The organism is Halalkaliarchaeum sp. AArc-CO, from assembly GCF_024972735.1.
GTDB lineage: Archaea > Halobacteriota > Halobacteria > Halobacteriales > Haloferacaceae > Halalkaliarchaeum.
The window spans coordinates 2,837,862-2,863,774 of the sequence record NZ_CP087723.1; the positions used below are offsets into that span (position 1 = coordinate 2,837,862).

The 25,913-nt window shown below is 63.9% G+C and carries 26 protein-coding genes and 3 tRNA genes; 16 read left to right on the plus strand and 13 right to left on the minus strand.

Going from position 1 to position 25,913, the window contains the following annotated elements; genetic code table 11:
• Positions 1 to 75: 75 nt before the first annotated feature.
• The 4 genes from AArcCO_RS14935 (at position 76) to AArcCO_RS14950 (ending at position 3,156) form a co-directional block, all read left to right on the plus strand.
• Complete coding sequence (locus tag AArcCO_RS14935) at positions 76 to 306, plus strand: DUF7860 family protein (protein WP_259534287.1); 231 nt, start codon at positions 76 to 78, stop codon at positions 304 to 306.
• A 69-nt stretch (positions 307 to 375) separates the two neighbouring features.
• Positions 376 to 798: an HIT family protein gene (locus tag AArcCO_RS14940; RefSeq protein WP_259534288.1), complete on the plus strand. Its 423-nt coding sequence runs from the start codon at positions 376 to 378 to the stop codon at positions 796 to 798.
• A gap of 6 nt (positions 799 to 804) precedes the next feature.
• Complete coding sequence (locus AArcCO_RS14945) at positions 805 to 1,458, plus strand: M48 family metalloprotease (RefSeq protein WP_259534289.1); 654 nt, start codon at positions 805 to 807, stop codon at positions 1,456 to 1,458.
• A gap of 243 nt (positions 1,459 to 1,701) precedes the next feature.
• Entirely contained in the window at positions 1,702 to 3,156 is a 1,455-nt protein-coding gene (locus AArcCO_RS14950) for a multicopper oxidase family protein (protein WP_259534290.1), read from the plus strand.
• Positions 3,157 to 3,240: 84 nt separating this feature from the next.
• On the opposite strand, the gene AArcCO_RS14955 is transcribed toward AArcCO_RS14950, so the two are convergent.
• The 7 genes from AArcCO_RS14955 to AArcCO_RS14985 all read right to left on the minus strand — a co-directional run bounded on the left by AArcCO_RS14955 (position 3,241) and on the right by AArcCO_RS14985 (position 9,598).
• Positions 3,241 to 3,369 (minus strand): hypothetical protein, encoded by a 129-nt coding sequence (locus AArcCO_RS14955; protein ID WP_259534291.1) that lies wholly within the window; start codon positions 3,367 to 3,369, stop codon positions 3,241 to 3,243.
• Between the two features lie 120 nt (positions 3,370 to 3,489).
• On the minus strand, positions 3,490 to 3,735 hold the full coding sequence (locus tag AArcCO_RS14960) for a hypothetical protein (protein ID WP_259534292.1): 246 nt from the start codon (positions 3,733 to 3,735) through the stop codon (positions 3,490 to 3,492).
• 395 nt (positions 3,736 to 4,130) lie between these two features.
• Positions 4,131 to 4,203 (minus strand) — tRNA-Pro (locus AArcCO_RS14965).
• Between the two features lie 60 nt (positions 4,204 to 4,263).
• Positions 4,264 to 6,099 (minus strand): SLC13 family permease, encoded by a 1,836-nt coding sequence (locus AArcCO_RS14970; protein ID WP_259536468.1) that lies wholly within the window; start codon positions 6,097 to 6,099, stop codon positions 4,264 to 4,266.
• A 206-nt stretch (positions 6,100 to 6,305) separates the two neighbouring features.
• Complete coding sequence (locus tag AArcCO_RS14975) at positions 6,306 to 8,345, minus strand: DEAD/DEAH box helicase (RefSeq protein WP_259534293.1); 2,040 nt, start codon at positions 8,343 to 8,345, stop codon at positions 6,306 to 6,308.
• A gap of 159 nt (positions 8,346 to 8,504) precedes the next feature.
• The gene (locus AArcCO_RS14980) at positions 8,505 to 8,669 is read right to left on the minus strand and encodes a DUF6757 family protein (RefSeq protein ID WP_193588477.1); all 165 of its coding nucleotides are present in this window, start codon (positions 8,667 to 8,669) and stop codon (positions 8,505 to 8,507) included.
• A gap of 47 nt (positions 8,670 to 8,716) precedes the next feature.
• Positions 8,717 to 9,598, minus strand: a complete 882-nt coding sequence (locus AArcCO_RS14985; RefSeq protein ID WP_259534294.1) for a PHP domain-containing protein — start codon at positions 9,596 to 9,598, stop codon at positions 8,717 to 8,719.
• A gap of 224 nt (positions 9,599 to 9,822) precedes the next feature.
• Between AArcCO_RS14985 and AArcCO_RS14990 the strand changes: the two genes are divergently transcribed.
• The 4 genes from AArcCO_RS14990 (at position 9,823) to AArcCO_RS15005 (ending at position 14,642) form a co-directional block, all read left to right on the plus strand.
• A complete protein-coding gene (locus AArcCO_RS14990; RefSeq protein ID WP_259534295.1) occupies positions 9,823 to 10,107 on the plus strand; it encodes a DUF5789 family protein in 285 nt (94 codons plus the stop codon).
• Between the two features lie 86 nt (positions 10,108 to 10,193).
• On the plus strand, positions 10,194 to 11,387 hold the full coding sequence (locus AArcCO_RS14995; protein WP_259534296.1) for a DUF2157 domain-containing protein: 1,194 nt from the start codon (positions 10,194 to 10,196) through the stop codon (positions 11,385 to 11,387).
• 73 nt (positions 11,388 to 11,460) lie between these two features.
• Complete coding sequence (ligA, locus tag AArcCO_RS15000; protein WP_259534297.1) at positions 11,461 to 13,776, plus strand: NAD-dependent DNA ligase LigA; 2,316 nt, start codon at positions 11,461 to 11,463, stop codon at positions 13,774 to 13,776.
• 305 nt (positions 13,777 to 14,081) lie between these two features.
• On the plus strand, positions 14,082 to 14,642 hold the full coding sequence (locus tag AArcCO_RS15005) for a hypothetical protein (RefSeq protein ID WP_259534298.1): 561 nt from the start codon (positions 14,082 to 14,084) through the stop codon (positions 14,640 to 14,642).
• Positions 14,643 to 14,710: 68 nt separating this feature from the next.
• On the opposite strand, the gene AArcCO_RS15010 is transcribed toward AArcCO_RS15005, so the two are convergent.
• The 6 genes from AArcCO_RS15010 to AArcCO_RS15035 form a co-directional block, all read right to left on the minus strand.
• Positions 14,711 to 15,274, minus strand: a complete 564-nt coding sequence (locus AArcCO_RS15010) for a TorD/DmsD family molecular chaperone (RefSeq protein WP_259534299.1) — start codon at positions 15,272 to 15,274, stop codon at positions 14,711 to 14,713.
• Positions 15,243 to 16,589: an NrfD/PsrC family molybdoenzyme membrane anchor subunit gene (gene nrfD, locus AArcCO_RS15015; protein WP_259534300.1), complete on the minus strand. Its 1,347-nt coding sequence runs from the start codon at positions 16,587 to 16,589 to the stop codon at positions 15,243 to 15,245. The genes AArcCO_RS15010 and nrfD overlap by 32 nt, the downstream gene beginning before the upstream one ends.
• On the minus strand, positions 16,589 to 17,344 hold the full coding sequence (locus AArcCO_RS15020; RefSeq protein WP_259534301.1) for a 4Fe-4S dicluster domain-containing protein: 756 nt from the start codon (positions 17,342 to 17,344) through the stop codon (positions 16,589 to 16,591). The genes nrfD and AArcCO_RS15020 overlap by 1 nt, the downstream gene beginning before the upstream one ends.
• Positions 17,344 to 19,827, minus strand: a complete 2,484-nt coding sequence (locus AArcCO_RS15025) for a molybdopterin-containing oxidoreductase family protein (RefSeq protein WP_259534302.1) — start codon at positions 19,825 to 19,827, stop codon at positions 17,344 to 17,346. Before AArcCO_RS15025 ends, AArcCO_RS15020 begins: the two co-directional genes overlap by 1 nt.
• A complete protein-coding gene (locus tag AArcCO_RS15030; protein ID WP_259534303.1) occupies positions 19,820 to 20,044 on the minus strand; it encodes a 4Fe-4S ferredoxin N-terminal domain-containing protein in 225 nt (74 codons plus the stop codon). The genes AArcCO_RS15025 and AArcCO_RS15030 overlap by 8 nt, the downstream gene beginning before the upstream one ends.
• 174 nt (positions 20,045 to 20,218) lie before the next feature.
• Positions 20,219 to 20,914, minus strand: a complete 696-nt coding sequence (locus tag AArcCO_RS15035; RefSeq protein ID WP_259534304.1) for a helix-turn-helix domain-containing protein — start codon at positions 20,912 to 20,914, stop codon at positions 20,219 to 20,221.
• A 303-nt stretch (positions 20,915 to 21,217) separates the two neighbouring features.
• On the opposite strand from AArcCO_RS15035, the gene AArcCO_RS15040 reads away from it, so the two are divergent.
• The 8 genes from AArcCO_RS15040 to AArcCO_RS15075 all read left to right on the plus strand — a co-directional run bounded on the left by AArcCO_RS15040 (position 21,218) and on the right by AArcCO_RS15075 (position 25,713).
• Positions 21,218 to 22,210 (plus strand): ABC transporter ATP-binding protein, encoded by a 993-nt coding sequence (locus tag AArcCO_RS15040; protein WP_259534305.1) that lies wholly within the window; start codon positions 21,218 to 21,220, stop codon positions 22,208 to 22,210.
• Entirely contained in the window at positions 22,207 to 23,010 is an 804-nt protein-coding gene (locus tag AArcCO_RS15045) for an ABC transporter permease (protein WP_259534306.1), read from the plus strand. The genes AArcCO_RS15040 and AArcCO_RS15045 overlap by 4 nt, the downstream gene beginning before the upstream one ends.
• A gap of 55 nt (positions 23,011 to 23,065) precedes the next feature.
• Positions 23,066 to 24,463: a CCA tRNA nucleotidyltransferase gene (cca, locus tag AArcCO_RS15050; protein WP_259534307.1), complete on the plus strand. Its 1,398-nt coding sequence runs from the start codon at positions 23,066 to 23,068 to the stop codon at positions 24,461 to 24,463.
• An 86-nt stretch (positions 24,464 to 24,549) separates the two neighbouring features.
• Positions 24,550 to 24,622, plus strand: a tRNA-Asn gene (locus AArcCO_RS15055).
• A gap of 104 nt (positions 24,623 to 24,726) precedes the next feature.
• Positions 24,727 to 24,801 (plus strand) — tRNA-Ile (locus AArcCO_RS15060).
• Positions 24,802 to 24,975: 174 nt separating this feature from the next.
• Positions 24,976 to 25,215, plus strand: coding sequence for a DUF7563 family protein (locus AArcCO_RS15065; protein ID WP_259534308.1), 240 nt, complete (start codon positions 24,976 to 24,978; stop codon positions 25,213 to 25,215).
• On the plus strand, positions 25,212 to 25,466 hold the full coding sequence (locus AArcCO_RS15070) for a hypothetical protein (RefSeq protein WP_259534309.1): 255 nt from the start codon (positions 25,212 to 25,214) through the stop codon (positions 25,464 to 25,466). The genes AArcCO_RS15065 and AArcCO_RS15070 overlap by 4 nt, the downstream gene beginning before the upstream one ends.
• A 64-nt stretch (positions 25,467 to 25,530) precedes the next feature.
• The gene (locus AArcCO_RS15075; protein ID WP_259534310.1) at positions 25,531 to 25,713 is read left to right on the plus strand and encodes a hypothetical protein; all 183 of its coding nucleotides are present in this window, start codon (positions 25,531 to 25,533) and stop codon (positions 25,711 to 25,713) included.
• The last annotated feature ends 200 nt before the right edge of the window (positions 25,714 to 25,913 follow it).

Here is a 25,913-nt window from a genome sequence, read left to right on the forward strand (position 1 = left end):
TCGACCGTCGAACTGTCGGATGTGTTTCGACCCTGATGCGAAACGGTCATCTAGGTCGCTATCAGAGTGCCGCATATGGCAGGGCGTTACGGCGATCTGAACTACGGACAGCTCACAAAGGGCGGCGTCGCGTTCGGGGCACTCCTCTTTGCGGTCGGTCTCGGGGGCGAACTCGTCGGGCGGTTCCTGCTGGGCGGAGTCTCCCCGTTCGAGGACACCCTTTTCGTCACGTTCGAATTCCTCGGTCCGATGATCGCCATCTTGGCCGTACTGGTGTTTGGAATCGCAATGCCGTTGACAGAATAACTGACTAGAGGTCGTGGAGGAAACGCGGTGGACAGAAGTTTCAAGCCCGTTCCGGGTGACTCAACGCCCATGAGCGAAGAGACCATCTTCGACAAGATCGTCGCCGGCGAGATCCCGGCCCGTACCGTCCACGAAACCGACACTACCCTCGCGTTCCTCGATGCCAACCCCCTGGCGCCGGGGCACACGCTTGTCATCCCGAAGGACGGGTACGAGCGCGTACGCGACCTCCCGCCGTCGCTGTCGGCGGACCTGTTCGCCGCCGTCCACGAGCTCACCCCTCGGATCGAGGATGCCGTCGACGCCGACGCAACCACGATCGGCATCAACGACGGGCCTGCAGCCGGTCAGGAAGTCCCCCACGTCCACGTCCACATCGTCCCCCGATTCGAGGGCGACGGCGGCGGACCGATCCACGGCATCGCCGGCAGTCCCCCCGATATCGCGGACGAAGAACTGGACGACATCGCCGCGTCGATCCGGAACGACTGACTCGCGATGTTCGGCTCGCTCGGCTACGTCGTCTTCGTCGCACTCGCGTTCCTGCTGGCGACGACGCTCGGGCCGTTGTACGTCAACGTCCGACTGCGACGCACGCGGGAACCGACGGATGCCGAACAGTCGCGGCTGGAGCGCTACTGTGAGGCGACGGCGCTGTCCCCCGACCGGACGTACGTCGTCGAGACGGTCGGCGAAGCGTCGGTCGACGTCAAGGCGGTGGGGGTCCCGGGATACCGGGTGTTGCTCGTCACCGATTACGCGCTGGAGTCGCTCGACGACGACGTGTTGATCGGATTGCTGGCTGCCGAGAGGGGACGGACTGCGACGTACTACGCCGAGTTCCGCGCGGTCGCCGTGACGGTCGTGATCGCGCTGCTCGTGTCGACGTTCGCGGGCTTTGTCACGTTCGACGTCGGCTTTCTCCTCATCGGCGTCGGTGCGCTCGTCGCCTTCGCGGCCGGTCGCCGGATCCAGTACCGGGCCGACACGATCGCCGCCCGGCAGGTCGGCGGCGACCTCGTCGCCGACGCGTTCGAAGCCGTCGCGGACGTCCGCGGCGTCGAACCGAAAACCGGCTCCTGGCGGACGCTGTTCGAGATTCAGCCGCCGCTGGGGGATCGCATCGCCCGGCTCCGTGGTCGGCAGTCGTGAGTTAATCGCTGCCGGCAGAACTGCCTCATACGCACATTACCACCATCACCACCCTTTTCACTTGACTAACGTCTCTTCAGGGGGCCTTTCCTTGGTACTGTTCGGGTCTTCTATTCTAGCGCCGGTAGTAGTATTGTATCAAAACCACAATTCAGCAACAACCCTTTTCCGCATTCGTCCCCTTTTTTAGCGTATGAACGAGCACGGACAAGCGAAAACGGATCTCGCGATCCACGATCGACTGTGAGCCGGGACGCTAGCTCCCCGATCGGTCGACGGCGGGCGCTCCAGATCGGCGCGGGAGTGGCGGGCGTGGCGGGGCTCGGAGCCGTCGGCTTCGCACTCGGCGGGGACGGCGACGGCGGGACGGCTGCGGCGTATCCGGAGCCGGAATACGGCGACCCCGACCGGACGTACCGTCTGACCGCGAGCGAACACGAAATCGACATCGCCGGCGGCGACACCTACGACGGCTGGACGTACGACGGGTCGTACCCCGGTCCCGAAATCCGGGCACTCGAGGGGGAACGCGTTCGGGTGGTCGTCGAAAACGACCTTCCCGAGGAGACGACCGTCCACTGGCACGGCATGACCCTCCGCGGCGACAACGCGATGGACGGCGTTCCGGGCGTCACCCAGGAGTCGATCGCCCCGGGCGAGGAGTTCGTCTACGAGTTCGACGCCGAGCCGGCCGGAACGCACTGGTATCACAGTCACGTCGGGCTCCAGCTTGATCGGGAGCTGCTCGGGCCGCTCGTAATCGAGGAACGAAACCCACACGTGGAGTACGACGCCGAGCACACGTTGATCCTCGATGAATACCTTCCCGAGGAGCCGCGGGTCGAATCCGCGGACGGCACGGATGGGATGGGCGGAATGGGCGGAATGGGTGGTTCGTTCCCGGGAGCGCCGCCGGCAAAGGGAACCCTCGTCAACGGCGCGCTCCCGAGTGATCCGGCAGAGTTCGGTATCGCCGAGGGCGAACGCGTCAGGCTTCGCCTCGTCAATGCGGCGGCGGCGACGACGTACGCCGTCGGCATCGACGACCACAGCCTGACGGTGACTCACGCCGACGGGCCGGCAGTGGAACCCGTGACCGTCGACACGCTGGAGATCGGGATGGGCGAACGCTACGACGTCATCGTCGAGGGGACATCGCCCGGGCGGTGGCCGATCCGGATCGCGCCGGTCGATTCGGTCGCCCCTGCCGGTCGCGGGATCCTCGCGTACGAGGGCGCGACTGGCGGCATCGACGAGGGTGCGATCGGCGGTCGCCGGCTCCGGTACCCCGACCTCCGGTCGCTGGAGCCGATCCCGGGCGTCGAGGGGTCGCCCGACCGAACGATCGATCTCGAACTCTCGGCTGGCGGGACGATGGGGGTGATGGGCGGTTCCGGCGAGGACGGCGAGTGGACGATAAACGGTCAGGCGTTCCCGGACGCCGATCCGATCCGGATCGAGGAGGGCGACCACGTCCGGTTCCGGATGCGGAACCGGAGCCCGATGCGGCACCCGATGCATCTCCACGGCCACCACTTCCAGGTCGGCGACGTCGTCAAGGACACCATCACGGTTCCCGGACACATGGGTCAGGTCGAGTTCGACTTCGTTGCCGACAACTCGGGCACGTGGCTGTTCCACTGCCATCACCTGTATCACATGGAGACCGGGATGGTACGGATCGTGGAATACGAGTAGGGGTATCCGAAGAATAGGTTATCGGAGCGATCCAGCCAACGATGCTTCTCTCGAATTTTCGTTGCGGTGACCGAGAACCGAAACTCAGTCTGCGCCGTGTTTCGGACCGAACCGGCAGTCGCGACACTGCCACGACTGCTGTTTGTACGCGAGCGTTCCACCACAGCTCGGACAGCGATACGTTTCTTCCGTTCGATGCTGGCTTGCTGCCATCGACACGAATCAGCGACCGGACGTAGTTAAGCCCACCTCTTATTCACTCGGTAGTATATAAGGGAAATTGTATGTTATATAAGGTACTGGAGACCCGTCGAGTTGCCCGATGTCCGCCCCTCAGAGTGCGGCATTGCAATGAGCACACTCGACGGCGTCGGGGGCGTTCGCGGAGCCGCAGTCGTCGCAGGTCTGTCGATCGGTCGACGAGTCGGTGATCGTTCGGCCGACGAGGAGGGCGAATCCGATCACGACGAGTGCGGCACCGACGGCCATGCCGCTGAGCTGGAGTGAAAAATACTCGAAGACGAGGGCGAGGACTACTATCGCGAACCCCGTCGCGACGAGCGTATCTCCGAGGTGCATGGGTGCCGGAATGTGCCCCTCAAAAATTACTGTTTTGTTGGCTCAAACGGGTGGTGAAGTTACTCCTGCGCTCTTCGTTCGCAGGGGTAATGGGGTGGGATAGAGGGGTGGATAGAGGGGTGGGATAGAGGGGTGGGATTGGGAACTGGGCTCGCGCGGATTGTGAACCTCGCCAGCGAGCTTCCCTCGCTTCGCTCGGGACTCCTCGCTGTCTGGTTCAAATCCGGCTCGCAGAAACTCACCCACTGCTCACTTCGTTCGCAGGGGTGATGGGCTCGCGCGGATTTGAACCGGATCCAGACGTGCTCGCTCCCTCCGGTCGCTGCGCGCGTCTGACAGGGTTCAAATCCGGCTCGCAGAAACTCACCCACTGCTCACTTCGTTCGCAGGGGTGATGGGCTCGCGCGGATTTGAACCGCGGTCAACGGCACCCAAGGCCGCAAGTATACCAGGCTAACCCACGAGCCCTCACTTATATGAAGGCCGTCCAGCGGTGTAAAACGTTTCGTTCGACCCTCCATAGACCGCTCACACCGTACACCCACCCGGCGGACACACTCCCCAGATCGCGGCAATCCCCAGCGTCGTCACCACCGCGAGCAACAACTGCAACGGCCCGCCGACGCGGGCGAAGTCCGAAAACCGGTAGCCGCCGGGGCCGTATACCATCAAATTCGTCTGGTAGCCGACCGGCGTCATGAACGCCGTCGAGGCTGCGAACGTCACCGCCAGCACGAACGAAAACACGTTCGCACCGAGCGCGGCCGCGGCGTCGAACGCCACCGGGATCATCAACACGACGCTCGCGTTGTTGCTGATGAGGTTCGTCAACGCCGCGGTGACGAGATAGAATACGCCGAGCAATATGATCGGCTCGTAGCCGCCCGCGGTCGACAGCGTCACCGCCGCGAGCCACTCTGCACCGCCGGTCCGCTCCATTGCAATCCCCAGCGGAATCACGCCTGCCAGCAGGAAGATCACGTTCCAGTCGACTGCGTCGTACACCTCTGTGGGCTTCAGACAGCCAGTGACGACCATCGCCACCATCCCCGCAAGCGCTGTCAGGAGGATCGAATAGCCCGTAAACGCCGCCCCGAAGACGACCGCCGCGACGATTCCGACGGCGATCGGTGTCTTCTCTTCCCTGAACTGGGGGCGCTCGACGTCGCCGACGACGACGAACGCCCGGTTGCCCGCCAGGCGCCGCACCGTTTCGTCACTGGCCTGGAGCAACAGCGTGTCGCCGCCGCGAAGTGGCCGTTCGTCCATCCGGGCGTGGATGATCTCCCCGCCGCGACGGATCGCGAGCACCGACGCGTCGTACCGGTCCCTGAAACTCAGCGTTTCCAGGGTCTCACCGATGATTCCACTGTCCGGCGAGACGACGACTTCCACGAGACGCTGTTCGGTCTCGGACGTCGTCTCCGCAGTCTCCACCTGTAGCTGTGTCTCGTCGACTTCGGCGTCGGGTGCCAGCTTCAGCCCCTCGGTTTCGATGAGTTCGATGAGGCTGTCCCGGTCGGTTCGGAGTACGAGTACGTCGTCGACCTGCACCTGTTTTCGCGCCAGCGGTTCGGTAAACGCCTCCGACCCACGAACTAACTGCACCAGATCCCCGTCGATGTCGACCTCGTCGAAACATTGTCCCACGGTCCTGCCGACGAACGGCGACTCCTCGGTGACGACTACCTCGGTGAGGTACTCGGTCATCTCGAACTCCTCGGTGAGATCCTCGCGGGGTTGGATTCGCTCGGGCACCAGCCACGGACTCAGGACGTATAAGTAGACGCTGCCGACTGCAAGCACCAGGACGCCGAGCGCGGTGAACTCGAACATGCCGAACGGCGTCGTCTCGGCTCCCCCGAGCCGGTCGTACACGTCCGAGGCCAGGATGTTCGTCGAGGTTCCGATCAGCGTGAGCGTCCCACCCATCATCGATGCGAACGACAGCGGCATGAGGAGCTTCGAGGGCGACGTCTTCGTCCGGTTTGCGATGTTCGCCACCATCGGGATCATCACCGCCACGACCGGCGTGTTGTTGATGAACCCGGCCGATCCACCCGAGAGTCCGATCACCGCTCCCAGTTGCCGCTTGGGGTCGTCGCCAGTCCAGTCGACGATCCGATCGCCGATCGTCCGAACGACTCCAGTCCGTCGAATCCCCTCGCTCAACACGAACATCGCCAGCACGGTAATCGTGGCCGGCGAGGCGAAGCCGGAAATACCGTCAGCGGGGCTGATCGTCGTAAACGGCTCGAGGACGACGAGCACGACGATGAGCGCCACCGCGGTGATGTCGATGGGCACTGGCTCGGTGAGAAACAACACGAGGGCAAGTCCGATCACGCCGAAGACGACGAACATCTCCGGCGTCACCGGTGGAACCTCGGCGACGAGTGGCGCCCACGCTACGGCTGCGGTCGGCAGTGACTCGCCGACAGGTATCGGCATCCGGAGCGACGCGATCGTACACCCGAGAACCACACCCACTATCTCGCCGCAGGCGAACAAAAAGATTGGAGGTCAGCGGAACGAACGATTTCGGCCCGAGGCTGGAGCTTCGCTGGCGATCACAGTTCGTTTTCCGCCAGTTCCAGATCAGCAACCAGGTCGTACGGATCCGTCCCCGTACGGATCCCATCGAGGATCCGGAACGCCTGATCGGGAGCCAGGAAGTGCCGCGTCACCGCCCGCCCCAGCGGCGTCGGGGAGAAGCCGTCGATGAATCCCCATTCGAGGAGTTTGCCGATCGCGTGTTTCGTCGGGACCTCCCCGACCATCCGGTCGTTGAGCCGCTTCGCGCGTTTGCCGGCGACGGTGACGTTCGCGAGCGTCTCCTCGACGGCCGCCCGCTCGTCGTACTGGGTGATCACGTCCTCCATCTCCCCTTTCAGGAGTTTGAACGCAACCTCGTCTTCTGTTCCCTCCATGGAGTTGTGATACGCACAGTCGGGTTCGACCAGCAGGTACACCCTCCCCCTGTCGTGGTAGTCCGGCCGACCGGCACGACCGAGCATCTGCTCGAACTCCTGGACCGAGAGCCACTCGATGCCCATCGCCAGCGAATCGAAGACCACCTGCGAGGCGGGGAAGTCGACACCCGCCGCGAGCGCCGCGGTCGTGACCACCGCCGCGAGGTCCTGGTCGCCGAACTGGCGCTCGACTCGCTTGCGCTGTCGGTAGTCGAGCCCGGCGTGATACGGCGCCGACGAGTACTGTAATTTCCGCGAGATCTCGTGGCATCGTCGCCGGGAGTTGGTAAAGACGATCGTTTGCCCCCGGTACCCTTTCGAGGACTTGGTGTCGAACTCGCGTTTTACCAGGCGATCGGCGATCCGGACTTTCTCCCGACCGTCGGCGAAGGTGACGTGCCGCTCGATCGGTACCGGCCGTTCCTCGAACTCGATCAGCGTCGCCCGGAGCCGCCGAGCCAGTTCCTCCGGGTTCCCGACGGTCGCCGAAAGGAAGACCCACTGTGCCGGTGACTCGTTTTCCGTCTCGGCGTAGTACCGGAGCCGCGAGATGAGGCCGTCGAGCCGGTGGCCTCGCTCTGGCTCTTTCAAGGTGTGGATCTCGTCGATCACGACGGTGCCGACCTCGCCGAGGTCCTTGCCGGTCCGGAGGGCGTGGTCGACCCCCTCGTAGGTGCCAACGATCACGTCGGCGCCGGGGTCGAACCGGGTGCCGTCGTCGTTGATTCGCGAGGCGCCCACGCGGATGGTGACGTCGACGAGGTCGCCGTACCGTTCCTCGAAGTCCTCATGTTTCTGGTTCGCAAGCGCGACCAGCGGCACCAGAAACAGCAGCTTCCCGTCGCCTTTCAGCGCCCGATCGATCCCCGCCAGCTCGCCCACGAGCGTCTTCCCGGTCGCGGTCGCGCTGACGACCAGCTGGTCGCGCCCCTCGAGGAGGCCGTTTCGAACCGACAGCGACTGGACGGGAAGCAGCGTCTCGAATCGCTCTTCGGTGCGCGCCTTCAGCTCCGGATGGACGTCGAGATCGGCGGTCCGGACGGGGTCGACGTCGTCGACTGTCGCTGACACCTCGTCGAACTTGGTGAGATCGGGATCCAGTCCGCCCTGGACGAGGTTCGTGATGCGCTGGAGGTCGCGCGTCTCGAGTAACAACTCTTCGAGCCGATCCTTCGCAGCCGCTGTAAACTCACCCTTATAAGCGAGCTCGCGCTCCAGCTGTTCGCGGGCGCAGTCCGGACAGATCTCCTCGTGTTCGGTCGTGATCGCGGTGTCGGACGTGATCGGCCGGTAACGGCCGTCGTTTGCACACCGGCGGCAGGTCCGGACGACCTGCGCTTCGAGCTGATATCCCGAAAGGAGGTCCTGTAGCTCCGTTCGTCCCGATATCGAGGTCTGTTCGGAGATGCGGATCCGCTCTGCCCGGCGAGCGAGTTCGACGAACTCCTCGGGCGACCGGGGTTCACGCTGCTCGCCGCGGACGATCAGAAACTTCCCGGGCCGGGGCCCCGCCGACGTCTCCTTCGTCTCCAACACGCCACGGAAGCGTCGCTTCCCGTCGCGCCGGACGACGACGGTGTACTCGTCGCCCGACTCGTGCAAGAACAGCGTTTCGACGTCGAGGGCCTGCTTCGACACGGTTTGGCGACTGTATGCGAGTCGGATACTTCAGCGATTCGTTGCAGAACGGTCGGATCGGGGACAACGACGCCGAGAACCACCAGTGGCCGGGGTCAGTTATCGGCGTTCGGAGGGAGAATCGGTTCGCTGCGGGGATCGGGCGAACGACCGGAAGCCTCACTCGGCGCGGTCGACGTCGATCTGCTCTCGGAGGGCGGAGAGCTCGTCGGACTCGGCGAGCTCCTCCAGGCGCTCCTGGAAATGTTCCTCACAGAGGCCGACGCGGATGCTGTCCTTCTCCGCGGCGTATGCGGCCTCCCGGTCGCAGTAGTGGCAACGCATACCTGGGGTTACGTGCGTTCGGATTTAAGCGTTGGCAAGATGATCCGTCAGTTGTCTTTGAGCAACTGCTCTCGAACCGGGGCGAACGCCGCCGTGTCGAGCCCCGCCGTCCCAAGCTCCGTTCCGTGGGCGTCGCTGCCGCCCGTCGCGAGTAAATCGTGTCGACATCGGGCGTCTTCGACTGCGGCGGCGCCCTCCCGGTCGGGATCGACGCCGTCGCCGTACGGGTAGTACACCTCGACGGCGTCGAGCCCCCCGGCGAGTTCCAGTGCAGCCTCCGGATCCCCATATCGGAGCGGGTGCGCCAGCCCGACGAGCCGGCCCGCCTCCCGCAGGAGTTCGACCCCGCGCTCGAAGGAGGGGACGTTCCTGGCGACGAAACACGGCCCGCCGTCGCCGATCAGTTCGTCGAACGCCCCTTCGTAATCCAGCGGCGCGTCGCTTTCGGCGATCGCTCGCGCGACGTGTGGCCGACCGACACCTCGTTCGATCGGGACGTCGAGTTCGACGCCCAGCTTCGACTCGACGAGCCGGACGATCTCTCGAGCGCGCTCGATTCGGTCCTCCTGGATCCGGTCCAGTTCCGATCGAAGCTCCGCCGTCGGTTCGATCGCGTACCCGAGCAGGTCGACGCGGAACGGTTCCTTCGATCGAGCAGTCCCGGCCGCGTTCTCTGCTAGCCGATCGGGCTCTCCCTCGACCCGGAGTTCGATACCCCGGACGATCCGGACGCCCTCCCGCCGGACGATCGGCGACGACAGCTCGGGATGGAGCCGATCGTGATCCGTGATCCCCACCCACGAGAGCCCGGCGTCCCGTGCCGCCGCCGGAACCGCCCCCAGCTCCAGTTCGCCGTCCGAAACGGTCGTGTGGACGTGGAGATCGGCCACCAGCCCGCTGTCGACAGTTCTGGATCCCTGAGTACCCATCTGGAACGGCGTTGTGCGCTTGGCGGCATGAATCCTCCGTGTTTCCGGCCGGCGTCTTCTCTGCCGGTCGCTATTCTTCCGATGTCTCTTCGATCGACCGCCTACCAATCGACGGACGTGGCACTCCTGCACACATTATCATCCTTAAGGACGTCGTAACAGTTCAGCCAAACTAAGGTTCTACATGGCAAATAATTATATTAGTCCGGCAGTCACCATCGCCCATGCGACTGAATGGCACCGGCGACAAGCTGGACACTCACGAGTATCCCGCAACGCGCGAGGAGATCATCGAGGCGTATGGCGATCGTAGCATTGAACTGCCAAACGGGACGGAGACGCTTGGGTCGGTGCTCGAACGGATCGGGGACGAGACCTACGAGGACGCTGCGGACGCCCGGACGGCGGTGTTCACCGGCGTCGGCTACGAGGCTGTCGGCCGGCGGTTCTACAGCGACCGCGATCCGACCGCCCTGGGCGAGGACGGTCCCGAACCCGTCTCCTTTTGAGCGATCGTTCGGGTCTCTGATCCGGAACCGCAGTCGGACCTCGATTTCCCACTAGATATATCTTCACGCCGACTGACACTCTACCCGTGGACCCCGACGACCTCCGCGGAGAAGTCGTCGACTGGGTCGAGGAGGGGCTGATCTCGCCCGACCAGGCCCGCCGGATCCTCGACCGGTACGACGTCGACCCGCCCGAACCCCTCCAGGAACCGTCGGGAGCCGAGCGCTCCCGAACCGTCACCGCGATCGCCCTCATGGGTGGCCTGCTCGTCGCCGCCGGGATCGGCCTGTACGTCGCCACCGCCTGGGAGAACATCCCGCGACTGCTCCGTGCGGGGATCCTGCTCGTGGTTCCCGCCGTCGGCTTCCTCGGCTCGCTCCGACTCGTCGCCCGACAACGTCCGCGGGTCGGACACGGCATCTGGTTTGCGAGTGCCGCGTTCGTCGGCGCGACGGTGTTCTTGCTGTCGGACCTGTACACACTCGACGTCGAGTCGGCGTGGCTGTTCCTCGTCTGGGCGGGTGTAGCGATCGCCGCCGGCCACGCGTATCCCTCGCGACCGACGACGGCGCTGGGGCTGCTTCTCTCGGGCGCGCTCGTCGTCGACGTGGCCGACGGACTCGGCGTGGATCCGGTGTTCCCGGTCGGCGCGCTCGGGGTGTTTCTCTTCGTCGTCGGCGCGAATCGACTCGACGCATTTGCACTCGAGGCTGGGACTGCGGATTCGGGCGTGGACGCGATCTATCGACTCGTCGGCTTCGGCTTTGCGGTCCTCGGAGTGCTCGCTATCGCTGCCTCCTCGAGCGTGGGGTCGTTTCCGGACCCGGGAGGGACGCTCATGGCGCTGTTGTTCGCCGTCGCCGCCGTCGCGACGGTCGGCGTCGGATGGAGGCTGTACGGGGCCGGCATTTCCCCGTCGTCGTCGCGCGGGACGGCCGCACTCTGGGCCGCCGGCGTCCTCCTCGTTCTGGGATTTGGGACCGTGTTCGTCCAGTACGCCACGGGACTTCCGGAGCTCGTGGGCGTGTTCGGGACGCACGCGCTCTCGCTTGCCGTGCTGGTCGGGGGCGTCGTCGTCGGCTATCGGACCGACGCTCGGGGAATCGTGAACGTCGTCGCGCTGGCGTTTCTCCTCCAGCTTTTGTTTTTCCTGGAGGCGACGATCGCTGGGGTACTCCCCCAGTCGCTGGCGCTGGTGATCGCCGGGATCGTCCTGCTTTCGGCTGCGTTCGGGCTCGAACGCGGTCGCCGGCGGCTGTTCGCCCGGATGAACAGGTAATCGTCTGCAGGATCGACGCTCGCGACGAGGCGCAACCGGTTTTACTTTAGTCTTTGCGCGGCAGCTATCGACAATGAGCGACGAGGTCCAGGACGTTCACTACGCTGAACCGGACAACCCCTATCTCCGGGACGCGCCGGCGGAATTCGAGCCCGTCGAGGAGATCGACGCCGGGACGGCACGCGAGCAGGCCGAACGGTTGCGCGAGGCGATCCGGGAACACGACTACCGGTACTACGTGCTCGCGGACCCGATCGTCGCAGACGAGACGTACGACCGGCTGTTCGCCCGCCTCGAGGAACTCGAATCCGCCTTCGAGCTGGTGACCGAGGACTCTCCGACCCAGCGAGTCGGCGGGGAACCGCTCGACGAACTGGAGACGGTCGAGCACACCGCGCCGATGCTGTCGATCGACCAGTCGACGGACGCCGACGACCTCCGGGAGTTCGACGACCGGGTACGCCGGGAGCTACGGAATGCTGGCTTCGACGAGCCGACGTATCTGTGCGAGCCGAAGTTCGACGGGCTCTCCGTGGAAATCGTTTATCGCGACGGCAACTACGTCAGGGCGGCGACCCGGGGGGACGGCCGTCGCGGCGACGACGTCACCGAACAGGTCCGGACGATCCGGGCTGTGCCCATGCGACTTCGGGGGAATCCCCCCGCGGTCCTGGCCGTCCGCGGGGAGGTGTACATGCCGAAGGACGACTTCAGGGCGTACAACCGCGACCGCGTCGAGGCAGGCGAGGACCCGTTCGCCAACCCCCGCAACGCGGCCGCCGGAACCATCCGTCAGCTCGACCCGGACGTCGTCGCCGAGCGACCGCTCTCGATCTACTTTTTCGACGTGCTCGCCTGGGAGACCGATCCGGATCCTGACGCGCTCCCCGAGGCGCTTTCGCGGGCGAGTACCGGCGACACGTCGGACGAATCCCCCGGGACTGCCGCCGGGGAGGAGGATCAGCTCACGCTCGATGCGCTCGAGGAGGCGGTCGACTCCGGCGAGGAGGGCGGGGACCGAGACGACGGGGACCAGTCGACGGACGCCGAGACCCTTTCCGGCGGTCGGGAGCAGCCCCCGACCCACGCCGCGGAGTTCGAGGCGTTCAGGGAGTTCGGGCTCCGTGTGGCCCACGAGCACGTCGAGCAGGTCGACGACGTCGAGGCGGCCGTCGCGTATCGGGACCGGATGATGGACCTCCGCGAGGGGCTCCCGTTCGAAATCGACGGCACGGTGATCAAGGTGAACAACCGGGAGGCCTGCGATCACCTCGGGGCGACAGCCCGGTCGGTCAGGTGGGCGTTCGCCTACAAGTTCCCGGCCAGAAGCGGCGAGACGACGATCCGGGACGTGGTGGTTCAGGTCGGCCGGACGGGACGGCTCACCCCGGTCGCCCTGCTCGACCCAGTCGAGGTCGGCGGGGTCACCGTTTCGCGGGCGACGCTGCACAACCCCAGCGAGATCGAAACGCTGGGCGTCGGCGTCGGAGATCGGGTGGCGGTAAAGCGGGCGGGGGACGTCATTCCGCAGGTGACGGAGGTGCTCGAACACGGATCGCAGGGCCACTTCGAGTTCCCCGAGGAGTGTCCCGTCTGCGGAAGCCCAGTGGATCGTGACGGCCCGCTGGCGTACTGCAGCGGGGGGTTGGGCTGTCCCGCCCAGCTGGAACGGACGATCGAACATTACACCAGCCGCCAGGCGCTCGACATCGACGGGCTGGGTCCCGAACGCGTCGAACAGCTCCGGGAGGCAGGGCTCGTGGAGTCGTTGGCCGACCTCTACCGACTCGACCGCGAGGACCTCGCCCAGCTCGAAGGCTGGGGCGAAAAGAGCGCCGAGAACCTGCTCTCCGAACTCGAGGGGACCCGGGAACCGTCGCTCGCGGACTTCCTCACCGGGCTGGGGATCCCGGAGGTGGGGGCGTCGACGGCGACGGAGCTCGCCCGGGCGTTCGGAACCCTCGGCGCCGTGATGGACGCCGATCGGGAGGAGCTGGAGGCGGTGCCGGACGTCGGCCCCGAGGTCGCCCGGAAGATCCGAGACTTCTTCGACACCGAGGAGAACCGTCGGGCAATCGAGGAGCTCACCGAGTACGTCGACCCCCAGTCCCCCGATGTCGACGACGCCGGCGACGAACTCGAGGGGCTGACGTTCGTCTTTACCGGATCGCTGTCGATATCGCGACGCGAGGCGAGCGACCTGCTCGAACGGTACGGCGCGAACGTCACCTCGAGCGTCTCCGGCAACACAGACTACCTCGTCGTCGGCGAGGATCCGGGAACATCGAAGCGGGAGGACGCCGACGCCAACGACGTACAGCAGATCGGAGAGGAGGGACTGGCAGGGATGCTTTCGGACCGCGGGATCGAGTGGCCGGAATCCGGCTGATACGGGACGTGTTTCGCTTCGTCGGCACTTGGGAGTGTCTGTCCGCTCGTGCGATCAGTCCATCGCCCGGCATAGTCTCCCGATCGCATCCCACTTCGATCAGTTCGTTCGACGTTCCCCCCGAGTTCGCCGTGGTTCTCCGCCGTCCCGATCGTATCGATCGCCGTCACACCGCCGACTGCCTTCAAATATCTGGCCGTACTAGATGACTTTATCAGTTCGAACGGTCATTATTCACCTGGATGAGAAAACTCCTGCGTCGCACGTACCTGAACGGTGGTGTGACCTTGCTCTTCGGAGGTGCCTTGAGCGGTTGTCTCGGCAACAGGGACGACTCCGTACCCACCGAGAACGACGCATCGACACCGGAGGAACCGGATTCCGAAGGGGAATTGGAACCACAGACCGAAGACGAGGAGTGTCCCGACGACGAGGAAACCGAAGCGGGGAACCGGGAGACCGACCTCCCGCGCATCGAAAACCTCGTTCTAGCTGTCGACGAACCGACTGGCTATCGGGAGTACACTCCAGTCCAGGACGCCGTCTACTCCCCTGGGTCTACTGTCTGGATATACTTCGAACCGTTCGGCCTCGCGACTCAGTCGGGTGGATGCGGGGCGGCTCGTCTCCGATACAGTCACTCGCTGGTTGGAACTGGTCCCGGTGGAGACATCTTTCTCGAGGATGAAGAAGTCGTTTACAGAGAAGTCTCGACGGACGAAAGCAAGAAACAGTACGTGGTTCGAAGGTTCGACCTCGCGGAAACAGCTGATCCGGGGACTTACTCCCTCGATGTGACGATAGTTGATTCCTACACGAACGAACAGGATTCTCGGACGATTACGGTCACTGTTGCCAGTGAGTGAGGTGCGACGTGCGTCGAGATCGGGTAACCGCTCCATCGCTGTGAAATTTTAAAAACAACCTGCCAGTATCAGAAGAGAGCGTCTTCGGTGGCGTCCGCGAGTTCGGCGTAGAACGGCTCGCGAGTCTCGGCACGCACTCCGTCGAGGAACGACCGCATCCACTGGCGTGGGTGTTCCTCGAGGAACTGCCCGAGGGCGTCGGCGTCCCCTTCGGCAGCCAGATGTCCAGCGAACTCGAGTTCAGTGGCGACGTGGTCTGGGAGGTCCGGCCAGTCCGGATCCAGCCCTAGATCGTACGTCTGGTACCACTTTACGACGGCGCCTGTCGAGGGGCCCAGTACGTTCCCAGGAGCAGCCTCTTCTCCATCGCGGTAGACACTCTCGTATGGTGGACACGGCGGTCCCTTCGGTCCGACGAACAGGCGGGTGTGTTCGAGGCGCAACTCCTCGGCCGTCACCGTCTCCACGTCCGGAACGACTGCCGACAGCGTATCCTCATTGATCGCCTCGACGAGCGCCTCGTCCGGCTGTCGCCAGCAGCGCGCGAGCACCGCATATCCGCTGGCAAGCTGTCTGGTATCGTCGGCGGTTGCCATCACGTCACTCACCACGCCCTCGTTCGTCGCGTTCACAGCCGCCGTCGGCGACTGCCGCGTCAGTCACGGGCGCGTCGCGCTCGTGGAGTCCGACGGTTTCGCCGGGCTGAATTGGGATGAACCGCAGTCCGACAGTCACGATCAGTGCGCCCAGTGCGATGATACCCACTGAAACGAGCAGCTCTATGGGTGTCGGCGTGTAGGCGCCGACGGTCGTCCAGACGTCCGCCCCGATGCCGGTGTAGCCACGACCAGTCGTTACACCCGGAGAGTCCCCGATGTTTAGCTCGGTGTAACCGGTGAACACCAGATAGATCCCTTCAAAGAGGATCCCGACGATCGCCAGGACGCTCGCGGTGACGACCGCCCAGACTTTCTTGCGGACCGACGGAATCACTAGCAGCGCGAGCGGGATCGCACCGCCGACGACCGTCCAGATCCAGAAGTGGATCGAGTCGCCGATCAGGAACGAACTGGTAATCGCCCAGAACTCGAAGTTCTCCGCCCAGGCGATCGGGAGGCGTTCGGCCGCCACGAGGTAGACGATGTGGAGTGCGATGAAGACGCCCAGGATTTTCCCGAGTTCCGGCACCAGCTTTTCGGGCAGGCGGTAGCGGGTGAATTTATCCGCGAGCACCGCGGTCACCAGCAGGAGGCCGAGGCCGGACACGAGCGCTTTCATGATGAACATCGGCGCGACGAGCGGGCTGAACCAGTCGCCACGACCGATCTGGAGGCCGAAGATCCAGCCGGTCACGGAGTGAAGCATGATGGCGAGCGGGATAGCGACCGCGGCCGCCCAGAAGGCTTTTTTGCGGTCGGCTTCCCGTCCGGTTTCGGTGTCCTGGACGCCGAAGGCCAGCGGCGAGCCCATCTTTGCGAGGTCACGGCGGGTCAACAGCCAGAGATACCAGGCGCTGAAGAGGCCGTAGACGACGACGATGCCGAAGTCCCAGACCATCGGGGATCGGAAGTCCGGCGAGGTGATGAAGCCGGTGAGCTGGCTGGGCCGACCCAGGTCGGGGATGATCATGAGCCCGGCAACGACGATGCAGGCGAAACTGAGCAACACGCCCAGGGCCGCGAGACTGTCGTAGCGTTTCGAGTGGAAGAACTTGGGGACACTCGAGATGATGAGACCGCCGGCCGAGAGGCCGACGAAGAAGACGAACAGCATGATGTACAGCGCCCACGAGAAGACGTTGTCCATGCCGGTGACGACCAGTCCCTGGCTGAGTTGGTACAGCCAGGCAGCGAGGCCGGCGCCGACGAGGACGACGAGTGCGAGCAGCCAGATGCGGCCTTTGGTGCCGAACTGCGGGATCGCGAGCCCGGAGTCTTCAGTGCTCATCAGTTCTCACCTCCATCGGTAGAGGCGAACCCTGGTGGGGGGGAGTCATCGCCATCGGCCAGCGACTCTTTCTTCGGTGTCCCCTCCAGTTCGTTGCCCGTTTGCGGGCGGCCGGGGCTCATCTTCCCACGCACGTAGTAGGTGTTGGGCTCGGTGTCGAGGTCTTCGAGTAGACGGTCTGTTTCGTACTTTTTGACGTAGCGCGAGACCGTGCTTTCCGGGTCGTCGAGGTCGCCGAAGATTCGGGCATCCGCCGGACAGCCGATCGCACAGGCGGGATCGATCCCTTTTTCGAGGCGGTGTGTACAGAACGTGCACTTTTCGACGACGCCTTGCGGTCGCTCTTCGACGTGCCCAGTCCCGTCTGCGGGAATGGTCTTCGATTCGTCGAAGTTGAACACGCGAGCGTTGTACGGGCAGGCTGCCATGCAGTAGCGACAGCCCATACACTTCTCGTAGTCGATTTCGACGATGCCGTCCTCGCGCGTGTACGTCGCGTTAACCGGACAGACTTTGACACAGGGCGCGTTCTGGCAGTGCTGGCACGCCGTCGGCTGATGTTTCATCTCCAGTGAGCCGTCGCGGCCGAACGTCGGATACTCTCCTGCAGGCGTGTCCATATTGTCGCCTCCTTCCGTCAGTATCCTGTTCCACTGCTGGTCCAGGGAGACGTTGTTCTCCTGGCTGCAGGAGATCGCACAGGCCTGACAGCCAATACACCGTTCCAGGTCGATTACCATTCCGTAGCTTGTCATTAGTCGTCACCTCCGACTGTTCCCGTTTCGAGCCAGTCGGCTGGCTCGGGGTCCTCGTACATGCTCGTATCCACGTCGTCAGGTGCTGACTCGACTTCTACGCGCACGTCGTAGAAACAGAACGTGGGTGCGAGTTCGTTGACCTCCGTGTGCGTGAGGTCCTGTAGGTTCCCTTCGATGAAGTCCTCCGTCCACCAGCCCTGGTCGGTGTTGACCAGCCCCGGTTGATAGCCTTCGTTGTATTTCGCTTTGACAACCATCTCACCGCGTTCGTTGTGCACGCGGACGTAGTCTCCGTCTTCGATTCCGCGTTCTCGAGCATCATCGGGGTGGATGTCGAGACGTGGCTCGGGGTCGAACTTTCGGACCACGGCGTTGTCGGCCCACTGAGAGTGAATCCGCCACTTCGAGTGTTTCTGCATGAACAGCAGTGGGTACTCGTCTGCGAGTTCGTGGTCGTCGGCGCTTCGATCTTCGATCGGGCGCGGGAGATCGAGTACAGTTCCCTCGTCCTCGACCGGCTGATCCTCGTCGTAGATCTCGATTCGACCGGTGTCTGTCGGGAACGGATCCGTGTATTCGATGATATCATCTTTCACGCGGATGTTCCCCCGTTCTCGCAGGTCGTCGAAGTCGAACCGGGGATCGTAGGACGCGATCTTCCGAAGCTCTTCGTGCTTGTCACCCTCGAAGAGGTCCTCGTATCCGAGTCGCGCTGCGAGGTCGTTGATGATGTAGTAATCGTCACGAGCCTCCCAGAGTGGTTCGTGCGCCTGCTGTCTGTAGCTGATGTGGGGATGGGACCCCCACGCGTCCGAGATGTCCTCGCGCTCGAACCAGTGGGCTGCTGGCAGCATAATATCCGCGTGCTGGACTGTCGGCGTGTTGTGGATGTCGGCCATCACGAACAGGTCGACGTTCTCCAGCAGGTCAATCCAGAGTTTCCGGTCCGGGAACTGGTTGACAAGCATGTTTGACTCCATCCCGTAGATGACTTTCAGGGGGTATGGGTCACCGTGACGAAGGGCGTCGATGTTCTGGTGGTGTCGCAACGATGACGCTCCGACACCGCCAGGTCGCCGAGCGCCGTAATCACCGGAAATCAGCGACGTTCCGGACGGGTGGTGGGAGTGAAGCGTACCGGATTTCCCGTAATCGCCAGTCAGCCCCATCAGGATTGCGTAGGTCTGTCCGAAGACGTGGCCGTACTTGTACCGGCCGATCGCATAGCTCGGACAGACGCCACCGGGCCCTCTCGTGGCGAGCCACTCTGTCATCTGTCGAATGTCGTCGGCGTCGATCTGGGCAACCTCTGCAACGCGTTCCGGTGTGTACTCTTCGACGTGCTCTTCGAGAAGCGTCAGCCCCGTCGTCCCCGTAATTCCTCCGAGTTCGTACTCCCCGAACAGTTCGACATCGGCGTAGGTGTCGGGTTCGAGCGGTACTGGATCGCCTGTTTCTCGATCGACTCCGACGACGCGGTCGTCGTCTTCGTCGCCGTCGGGGAGATCTGCGATCCGGAGCATCTTCTGGGTGTCGTTTCGGACCAGCGCCCCGGCGGTCGTGCGCTCGCGAAGGAATTCCGCGTCGTAGGTCTCCGAATCGAGCACCTCGTGTATCATGGCGAGGCCGAGATGCACGTCTTTCCCCGGTTTGATTGGTATCCAGAGGTCGGCCTTCGATGCCGTCGTGGTATAGACCGGGTCTACCACGACGAGTTTCGCGCCACGTTCCATGGCATCGAGAATCTTCGAGGCGTCGTTCTGGAACTGACTTTTCAGGATGTCGGATCCCCAGACGATGATCGTGTTGGCGTTAACCCAGTCCTCGGATTCGTTCGTCGGCGGAAGGAAAAACCCGTATCCAGTAATGCGGTTGAACCCGACCCCGACGTTCGTGTCTATCGACCAGCCCTGGGTCGTACCGCCGAACATGCTCGCCAAGCGGCTGAAAATCCTCGTTCCCATTCCGTTGTCGCCAGAACCGGTGTGGAAGAAGACGCTCTCCGGGCCGTACTCGTCGCGAACGCGGAGCATCTCGTCGGCAATGTAATCGAGCGCTTCGTCCCACTCGATCCGCTCGAACTCGGCGTCTTCGCCACGTCCCTGCGGATTCGGATCGCCGGGCGACCAGTCTGTCCGCTTCATCGGGTATTTCAACCGTTTCGGGCTGTATACTCGCTGAATGTGTGACTGACCGAGCAGACACGCCCGACGATACTGTTCGTCGTCGGTCATTTGCGGTTCGACGAACTTGATCTCTCCATCGCGCACGTAGACGTTGAGGGGGCATTTCCCCCGACAGTTCGGCGCACACGACGTCGTGACTACCTCCGATTTGTCGATGAGTCCCTCGACCTGCGCTGGATTCGTCTCCGAGAGCGACAGACTGTAGTCTCCCCCGCCGAGGCCGAGAACACCTGCTGCAGCTCCGGCTCCCAGTAGTACAGAGCGCCGGCTGACGCCGTCCCTGTCGTCACTCATCACTTTTCACCTGCTTTGTCGGCCTGTTGTCGACGCCGAACTCCTCGACGACGTCCTCGTGATATTTCTCCTGGAACTCTCCTTCCGACATCTCGCCGATGCTGACCCGGATTGCGTCCCGGCCCATGCGCTTTCCCAGTTCCGTGTCGTGGGCACTCTCCTCGAGTACGTCCTCCACTGTCCGTTCCCACTCCTCGTCATCTAGCACGTCCGCCATCCTTCGCGGACTTCGATCGGTATTCATTGTGTAGTTCCTCTACAATCATATCTAGCGCTCCCGGAGCCATCCATCCGCGCGGCCATAGTTGCCTTCTTTAAGTACTACTACGTGTAGAGTAAATTCTTTGAGAAGGATTAACATCACACTGACAAGAACTGTCTGCGAGACAGACTATTCGTTGCTGTACAAGTTCCGCATTATCTTTCCTTCTGACGAACTGAGGCGTTTCGATAGAGCGGATTTAGTAATGTTCAATTCGCTTGCAAGTTCGCCGAATTTTGCGCCGCCTGACTTGTCGTAGTAGCCCATCAGAATCGCCTTCTCGACTGTCTCACGCTCGAGAGTCGTTAGTTCCTGGAGGTTCACGAGTGCCGAACTCGAGCTCGTCTGCTCTCCACCAACGACGAGACTGCGGAGCCGTACTTCGTCGACGACGTCATCCAGATCCGCTATCAGTTCGCGAAGTACCGTCCTGTTCTGTGGGTTCGTTCGCAACACCATCCGCTCGCTGTCGACCGATTGTAGCGACGGGATGCAATCGTGGTGTGCAAGTACCCGGCAGGCACATTCCGAATCGATCTCTACCTTCCCCTGAATTATCTCCGTATCGGAGTCGCCACTCTGGCAGGTGTAGTAACACGTGTCGTCAATGACGTGGTGTTCGATCGGCTTTTCCAGACAACAGTCCGAGCAGACTGCACAGCTTTTCGTGGCTGTACCGAATTCGAGCGCGAGTTCGACCACTAGACTCCGCTTTGACCTCCTGGAACCGACTTCCTGTGGGTTTTTTTGCATGTTATTCAGGGTCTTCGGCGTTCTACTCTCAGCTGAAAGTCGGTGCCCCACTGTCCTTACCTTCTCGCCCATTCTCGCCTCGTGGGAAATGTAATCATTATCTGATGATAAGAAGTGAACAATGTGTTTCACCGCTGATTAAAAAGAGCATACGCCGAGCGAAGTGAGGCGTTTTACCGATAGCAAGGGCTGGAGGCCCGAGCTATCGGCTTTTTGGTCTGCTCACGGAGCAAAGCTCCGTGGCATCCAGCAAATCCGTCGGATTTGCACGAGAGCTTTTGTAACGGGGGTCGAGGGGCCTCGCAGAGCGCCCGAGGCCCCCGTTAAAAAAGGTCGTGTCACAAGCCTTTATTCGATGACGGGGGAAGAGACCGTATGGCTGCCATCGAGTTGTCCGGCGTGAGAAAGGAGTTCGCCGACGTCACGGCGGTCCGCGACCTCGATTTGACCGTCGAGGAGGGGGAGGTGTACGGCTTCCTCGGTCCGAACGGGGCCGGGAAATCGACGACGATCAACATTCTGCTGGACTTCGTTCGCCCGTCCGCTGGGGAAGTGCGCGTCCTCGGACGAGACGCCCACCGCGAGAGCCTGGCGGTGCGCCAGCGGACCGGGGTTCTGCCGGAGGGGTTCGGCGTCTACGACCGGCTCTCCGGCCGACAGCACGTCGAGTTCGCGATCGATTCGAAGGACGCCGCTGACGATCCCGACGAGCTGTTATCCCGGGTCGGACTCGCGGCCGACGGCGCCCGGAAGGCCGGCGGCTACTCGAAGGGGATGCGCCAGCGGCTCGCGCTCGCGATGGCGCTGGTTGGCGAGCCCGACCTCCTCATTCTGGACGAACCGTCGTCGGGCCTGGACCCCACCGGTGCGAAGGACATGCGCGAGATCGTTCGCGAGGAGGTCGACCGCGGCGCGACCGTCTTCTTCTCCTCGCACGTGCTGGGACAGGTCGAAGCCGTCTGCGATCGCGTGGGGATCCTCCGGGACGGCCGGCTCGTCGCCGAGGACAGCGTCGAGGGGCTCCGCGAGGCTGTCGGCGACGACGAGACGCTGGTGATCACCATCGGCGAGGGAGCCGAAGGCGTCGGTGAGGAGGGCGTCGCCGGCGCGACGGCGGCGATCCGCGACCTCGAGGGCGTCTCGGCAGTCGAACTGGACGGCGACACGCTGACGGTTTCCTGCCGCGGCGACGCCAAGACCGCGGTGCTGTCGACGCTCGAGGAGCAGGGGATCGACGTCGACGACTTCACCACCCGCGAGGCGTCGCTCGAGGACCTGTTCCTGGCGTACACGGAGGGTGAGGCCGGAGACTCGGATGGGTCACCGCAGGCTGCCGAGACCCCGGTCGATCGGGAGGGGTCGGCGTGAGCCTGCTGTCTGTCGCCCGGAAGGACTTCGAGGACGCGATCCGGTCGCGGTGGCTGATCGGGCTCACGGTGCTTTTCGTCCTGTTGTTCACTGGGACGGCGTACCTCTTCCGTCCACCGGAGGGGGAAACGCTGGAGGCGAACGTCATCCTGAGCCTGTTCGGGCAGCTGTTCGTGGGGACGCTGGTCCCCCTGATCGGGCTCGTCATCGGCTACAACGCGATCAGCGGGGAGCGCGAGAGCGGTTCCCTGAAGCTGCTGTTGGCGTTGCCCCACAGCCGGATCGACGTCGTCTTCGGCAAGGTCCTCGGCCGGGCGGCCGCACTCGGCGGGGCGATCCTGGTGGGGTTCGTGCTCCCGGCGATCGTGCTCGCGGTCGGTCCCCTGGAGTTCGATCCGCTGGCGTACGTGGGGTACACGCTGCTCGTCGTCGTCTTTGCGGCTGTGTTCGTCAGCATCGGCGTCGGGTTCTCGGCGGCGGCGTCAACACAGCGCCGGGCGCTGGCGGGCGCGATCGGGCTGTACTTCCTGTTCGTTCCGCTGTGGAACGCCGCGACCGGGGGGTTCCTGCTGTTGTTCGCGCAGTTCCCCGACTGGTTCCCGCTCGAGCGGGCACAGGAAGTCGCAGAACTGGCGAACCCAAGTACAGCGTTCCAGCTGGTCACCGACGGCTTCCTCGCCGGCCAGCTGTTCGCCGGCGAGACCGCGGGCCTCCAGGTGTCGGCGGCCGCGATGCTGGTCGTGTGGCTGCTCGCGCCGCCGCTTCTGGGGAGCCTGAAGTTCCAGCGCGAGGACCTGTGAGCCGAAAGGCCTGTGAGCCGATACGCGTTTAGGAAGCGCGTGTGAATCGGTCGGTATGAGCCTGGAGGCGGTGTTGTCGGCGGTCGAAGCGCGCGTGACGCCAGACGAGGCCGAGCGCGCCCGGTTCGAGGAGGTCGCCGGCGAACTTCGCGAGCGAACGCTGTCGGCGCTGTCCGACCTCGACGTCGAGGGCGACGTCGTCCTCGTCGGGTCGACCGCCCGGGGGACGTGGCTGTCGGGCGACCGCGACATCGACATGTTCGTGCGGTTGCCCCCCGAGATCGACCGCTCGGAGCTCGTCCAGTACGGGCTGACGATCGGTCACGAGGTGTTGCCAGACGGCCGCGAGGAGTACGCCGAACACCCGTACGTGAAGGGAATCTACGAGGGATTCGACGTTGATCTCGTCCCGTGTTACGACGTCGAGGACGCCGAGCACATCCAGTCGGCCGTCGACCGGACGCCGTTTCACTCCACGTACCTGGAGGAGAACCTCGACGACGAACTGGCGCGGGACGTCCGACTCGCAAAGCGGTTCCTCAAGGGGATCGGCGCGTACGGCAGCGACCTCAGGACGCGCGGGTTTTCGGGCTATCTCACGGAACTGCTGGTCTGTGAGTACGACGGCTTCGTCCCCCTCGTCGAGGCCGCCGCCGAGTGGCATCCGCCGGTGGAACTGGATCCGGAGGAGCACGGCCGGGAGACGTTCACGGATCCGCTGATCGTGATCGATCCGACGGACCCCGAACGGAACGTGGCGGCGGTCCTGTCGGCCGAAAACCTCGCACGGTTCCAGCATTACAGCCGGGCGCTGCTCGAGGATCCCCGCGAGGAGCTGTTCTTCCCGCCGGAACGCGAGCCACTCTCGGCGGCGGAGCTGCGAGCCCACGTCCGCGACCGTCGGACCACCCCCGTCGCCGTCGTCTTCGAGGCGCCCGACGTCGTCGACGACCAGCTGTGGCCCCAGCTCCGCCGGACATTGGGGGGCGTGATCGACGGGCTGGACGACCACGGCTTCGACGTCTTCCGGGCCGACACCTTCGTCGAAGACACTGGAGGGCCGGCGGACGAACAGGGGCAGGCAGTGCTGTTCCTCGAACTCGCGAGCCCGACGGTGCCGGCGGTGTCCCGTCACGTCGGCCCGCCGGTGAGCGTCCGAAGCCACGCCGAGGGGTTTTACGAGAAGTATGCGGGGCGGTCCGGGCGCGACGACGGGACCGACGACCGTCTGTACGGGCCGTTCCTGGTGGAGGATCGCTACATCGTCGAGCGCCCCCGGGAGTTCACCGACGCGAGCGAGTATCTCCGCAGCGAGGTGTTGCTGGAGGTCAGAACGGGGGCCCAGATCGAGGACGCACTCGAGGATCGGACGGTGCTGGTCGGGGACGAGGTCGACACACTTGTCGAGTCGTTCGGTCGCGACCTCGCTGCGTACTTCGATCCACGTCCCTGAGGTAACGGCTTGCAACGACTCGAACCTCGCCCGGGCAGACGGAAACGAAAGCCCTATCAAAACAACTGGTCTACCAACTGGTGCAAGCCGGAGTAGCTCAGATGGTAGAGCGCCTCGCTGTTAACGAGGCGGTCCCAGGTTCGAGTCCTGGCTCCGGCGCTTCTCCCCCGCGGCTACGCCCCGAGCCGCGTGGCCGCCGTTCGGTTTCGAGGGTCGGACTGGTCCGGCACACTCAAGGGGAGCGACGGGAAACTACGGATCGAGGGCCCTTAGCTTAGTCTGGACAGAGCACCCGGCTCATAACCGGGCGGTCGCTGGTTCAAATCCGGCAGGGCCCATGTTTTCACCAGCCGATTCTTGGCTGAAGTAGAAACACAGCGTAAAGGCATCGAAGCACGTATTTTCGACGGATTAGAGGGTCCGGGGAACCCCCCTCTCAGGCAGTATGTCAACTGGTCACTGGTTGGATCCCTCTACCGTCGGGCGGTTTTTATTCCTGAAGGTGGTGCGCCATGACGCCGCTCGTCACGGGGGAAACCGGAAGACGGCGGTGTCTCGAGTGTGGCGCCCACGTGCCCACGGACTTCCGGCGGGTGTACGGCGACGAACGCGACCGCGCCCATCGTTGCCCACAGTGTGACACCTGGGTTCGGCTCTTCGAGGGAAGTGCCGCCGGCAAGTCGGTGTCGACGCCAGACGCTCGAGAGGCGCCAGGTCGTCACGGTCCGAGCGAAGCGAGGTGGTTCGAATGAGGTTCGTTCGGGCCTCCGAGCTGTACGACCCCCGGACAGGCGAGCGGATCGCTCACCCCGATGCTGGCGCGAGCGACGAGGAAGTGAGTGAGGCGATCGACGAGATCGTGACCGATGGGGGTCGGCCGGTGATCCGGACGGAACGCACCTGTCGGTTCTGTCGACGATCGCTTCGTAACGAGCCATATCGGTGTTGGTACTTCGGTGTCTGCCGGATCTGTTCCCGGCGCTTCGGGGAGGGATCGCGGTGAAAGCCGTCGAGACCGCCCCTCACGAGTACCAGGCGAACTATCTGTATCCCGATGGGCTTGGGCCGTGGTTCGCGGCGGCGAAGCGTCCGGCGACGGTGAGTCCGACGGTGAGGATTCCGACGGCGACGACACGCCGACGCCGGCGGCAACACCGGACGGGGGCGAGTCCGGGAGTTCGGGGACCGGATCGATCTTGCAGTGGTTCCGGTCCCGGATCGACGCGCTTCTTCACCGCGTGCCGCCCTGACACCGCAGCTGCGATCTATCCTCTCGGTGTGCGGACGGGCTCCCCCTCCAGAACGACCAGGTTTGCAGAGACTGGGTCGGTACCCCGGTCACGACGATCCGCACACTCGGATAGCGTCCAGTCGCGTTTGTCCCACTACGAGGCTCTCCGGGTTCTCTTCGTGGAAAGCCGCTCATCCGTGGGTATTTACTTCTCTGTTC

Coding starts and splice junctions, on each gene's coding strand:
- AArcCO_RS14935 (WP_259534287.1), top strand. CDS start 76: ATGGCAGGGCGTTACGGCGATCTGAACTACGGACAGCTCACAAAGGGC.
- AArcCO_RS14940 (WP_259534288.1), top strand. CDS start 376: ATGAGCGAAGAGACCATCTTCGACAAGATCGTCGCCGGCGAGATCCCG.
- AArcCO_RS14945 (WP_259534289.1), top strand. CDS start 805: ATGTTCGGCTCGCTCGGCTACGTCGTCTTCGTCGCACTCGCGTTCCTG.
- AArcCO_RS14955 (WP_259534291.1), bottom strand. CDS start 3,369: ATGGCAGCAAGCCAGCATCGAACGGAAGAAACGTATCGCTGTCCGAGC.
- AArcCO_RS14960 (WP_259534292.1), bottom strand. CDS start 3,735: ATGCACCTCGGAGATACGCTCGTCGCGACGGGGTTCGCGATAGTAGTC.
- AArcCO_RS14970 (WP_259536468.1), bottom strand. CDS start 6,099: ATGTTCGTCGTCTTCGGCGTGATCGGACTTGCCCTCGTGTTGTTTCTC.
- AArcCO_RS14980 (WP_193588477.1), bottom strand. CDS start 8,669: ATGCGTTGCCACTACTGCGACCGGGAGGCCGCATACGCCGCGGAGAAG.
- AArcCO_RS14985 (WP_259534294.1), bottom strand. CDS start 9,598: ATGGGTACTCAGGGATCCAGAACTGTCGACAGCGGGCTGGTGGCCGAT.
- AArcCO_RS14990 (WP_259534295.1), top strand. CDS start 9,823: ATGCGACTGAATGGCACCGGCGACAAGCTGGACACTCACGAGTATCCC.
- ligA (WP_259534297.1), top strand. CDS start 11,461: ATGAGCGACGAGGTCCAGGACGTTCACTACGCTGAACCGGACAACCCC.
- nrfD (WP_259534300.1), bottom strand. CDS start 16,589: ATGAGCACTGAAGACTCCGGGCTCGCGATCCCGCAGTTCGGCACCAAA.
- AArcCO_RS15020 (WP_259534301.1), bottom strand. CDS start 17,344: ATGACAAGCTACGGAATGGTAATCGACCTGGAACGGTGTATTGGCTGT.
- AArcCO_RS15025 (WP_259534302.1), bottom strand. CDS start 19,827: ATGAGTGACGACAGGGACGGCGTCAGCCGGCGCTCTGTACTACTGGGA.
- AArcCO_RS15030 (WP_259534303.1), bottom strand. CDS start 20,044: ATGGCGGACGTGCTAGATGACGAGGAGTGGGAACGGACAGTGGAGGAC.
- AArcCO_RS15035 (WP_259534304.1), bottom strand. CDS start 20,914: ATGGGCGAGAAGGTAAGGACAGTGGGGCACCGACTTTCAGCTGAGAGT.
- AArcCO_RS15040 (WP_259534305.1), top strand. CDS start 21,218: ATGGCTGCCATCGAGTTGTCCGGCGTGAGAAAGGAGTTCGCCGACGTC.
- cca (WP_259534307.1), top strand. CDS start 23,066: ATGAGCCTGGAGGCGGTGTTGTCGGCGGTCGAAGCGCGCGTGACGCCA.
- AArcCO_RS15065 (WP_259534308.1), top strand. CDS start 24,976: ATGACGCCGCTCGTCACGGGGGAAACCGGAAGACGGCGGTGTCTCGAG.
- AArcCO_RS15070 (WP_259534309.1), top strand. CDS start 25,212: ATGAGGTTCGTTCGGGCCTCCGAGCTGTACGACCCCCGGACAGGCGAG.